Here is a 2,573-nt window from a genome sequence, read left to right on the forward strand (position 1 = left end):
CGGACGAGCAGGAGGAAGAGCAGGAGCGCGTTTGCGGCGTGGAGGAGCAGGCTCACCAGGTGATGCCGGCCCGCGTCGAGGCCGAAGAGCTGGACGTCGAGCATGTGGGAGAGCCAGGTGAGCGGGTGCCAGTTGGAGCACTCGGTGGCGGTGAAGGCCCACGCGATCGAGTCCGCGGTGAGCCCCTTCTGAACGTGCGCGTTGGCGGTGACGTAGACGCCGTCGTCGTAGTTGACGAACCCGTTACCGAGCGCGCCTTGGAACGCCACGAGCGTCAGCACGACGATCCCGGCACCGATCGCCGCGAGGAGGGCAGAACGGCGCAGGGTCGCGTCGGTCCGCCGAGCGACGCGGTTGGGTTGTCGGGAACGGATCGTGCCGCCGTGAGGTTCTGATCGAATCATCACTCGCCCGTGCCGCCGGAGGCTCGCACATCGCGAGCACGAAAGCGTAGGGTCGCACGCTCCGAAGTGTCAAGAAACGTCGGCCCATACCTGATCCGCGTGGATGCGGCGGGTCTCTGAAATATATCCCGTCGCGATTGCGGACTCAACGGAGAAGAAAAGGTTCCTTTAAGACATCTAGGAATTTGACTAGAGCGGCGACGTCGTCGAATTCGGCGCTTCTCGCTGATCGCGGAACCGCAAGAAATGCCGGCGAAAATGTCGAACTGCGCTATGGACAATGGGCGACTCTGACCGTACAAGCATACCCATGGCGGGCACATGTCTACCGACATTGGACGCGGAGGGGCACAGCCCGCTGATCGTTCAGATTCGGCGTGGGTCTCCGGCCCGACGGATCTGTCGGGTGGCGCAGAGCAACGAGGGGACCATCGCCGTGAAAGATAGTCGCAAGAAGACCTGTCCCACGAAGGGCATTATCGCGACCGGGAGATCGGCTCATCCGACGGGGTAAGCGCGTTCGATCGTGTTTCTCGAGACCCGTCGGGCGTGGCCGGCGATGCTTCTGGCCCCATGAACCACGCCGTCCGTCGAGTTGATCTCGCGAAGGCGAGTGGGCCACGGCGCTCGGCCGGCACCGATCCTCGTTGCGTTCGAGGCCATCATCATCCGTAACACGCCGGACAGGAAAGAGCAGGGCGATCGAGCGATGCGGCGGGCGCGACGGGAGGATTGTCGCGTCGCGGGCGTCCGTGGATCGCAGCGTCTCGAAGTCGACGGTCGACTTGACCGGGAAAGATAAGCGATAGAGGAGGACACGATGCGCAGGAGCCTCTTGGGAGTCTTGATCATAACGGCACTTTTCGCGACCGCGGCGGTGGTCTTCGCCGCGGGACCGCCTCCGGATCAGACGTCGTCGAGCGGAACGTCTCAGAAAGTCAAGGCGTTCACCGACGGCGAAGGAAACCCGGTGGGCCGGGAGGACATCGCGGGCCCGAAGTCGTCCGGCCCGAGATCGACGGCGGTCATGCATCGGCCGGAGGTCCGAAGGGGCCAGGCCTGGTGGCCCTATAGGACCGCCCTTCCTCCGTACACCCTGGTCGGCAAGCGAGCCGAAGCCATGACCGAGGACGAGATCCAGATCGACGGCGTCGCGATGTTCAATGCGAAGGCGCCCAACGCGGCGCTCGAGCGGATGCCGGCGGACCTCCTGCTGGACGCGGGCAGCCAGCTCGGCCGGGAGGAAGGTTTCTATCTCGTCAAGATCAAGGGCTTCACGCGCAATCAGGCGCAGGTGGACGCCCTCGAGGCGGCCGGCGCGGTACTGGGCGAGTACGTGAACACCAACACGTACGTCGCCAAGATCCCGACCGGCGCCTACGCCGCGGTCAAGGCCCTTCCCTTCGTCACCTTCGTCGGAGACTTCCATCCGGCTTACAAGATCAGCCCCCGGATCGGACTCGAGCAGATCCCGGTGGACGAGGTCTACGACTCGGTCACGGGCGCGATGCGGCCCTGGGCGTTCGAGCTGACCCTGCACAAGGGCGCCGACGTCCAAGAGGTCCTGAGCGGGCTGGGGCTCCTGGGCATCTACCCGCAACCGGAGAGGATCGTCTCCAACCCCGAGCTGACCGTGATCGAAGTCGAGGCGGCTCCCGAATCCGTTCCCGACCTCGCCAGGATCCCCGGTGTCAAGCTGATCGCGGAGAAGACCTACCCGCAGCTGTTGGCGTCGTCGTCCTCCCCGACGGCCATCCCGATGATCCTCCAGAACAACGGGGTGTTCACCACGAACACGCTGACCGGCTGGCAGCTCTGGAACGAGGGGCTCGACGGCAGCAAGAGCGGCTCGGCCCAGATCATCACCATGATGGACACCGGGCTCAACACGGAGATGGAGCACTTCGCCCAGGACACGACCACGGTGGGCACCCTGGGATCCTCGCACCGAAAGGTCGTCGGGTACGACAATTACGGCGGCGACGTCTGCGTGAACGGTTACCTCACGGCCGATGGAGGCCACGGCACCTGGACGAGCCAGCACGCCGCAGGCTCGATTTCGAACATGACCTCGAATCCCGACACCACGCACACGCCCACCGTCAACTACGACGACGGGATCGCCCGGGGCGCCAAGATCTATTTCCAGGACATCGGGACCTCGGCGGG

General features: G+C 64.8%; 2 protein-coding genes. One reads left to right on the plus strand and one right to left on the minus strand.

Translation table 11 applies throughout. From position 1 onward, the window contains the following. On the minus strand, positions 1 to 404 hold a 404-nt coding region (locus LAO51_20440), incomplete at its 3' end, for a hypothetical protein (protein ID MBZ5641115.1). Between the two features lie 820 nt (positions 405 to 1,224). On the opposite strand from LAO51_20440, the gene LAO51_20445 reads away from it, so the two are divergent. Beyond that, positions 1,225 to 2,573 (plus strand): hypothetical protein (locus LAO51_20445; protein ID MBZ5641116.1); only part of this gene is annotated, 1,349 nt, incomplete at its 3' end.

This window comes from Terriglobia bacterium (genome assembly GCA_020073205.1).
GTDB lineage: Bacteria > Acidobacteriota > Polarisedimenticolia > Polarisedimenticolales > JAIQFR01 > JAIQFR01.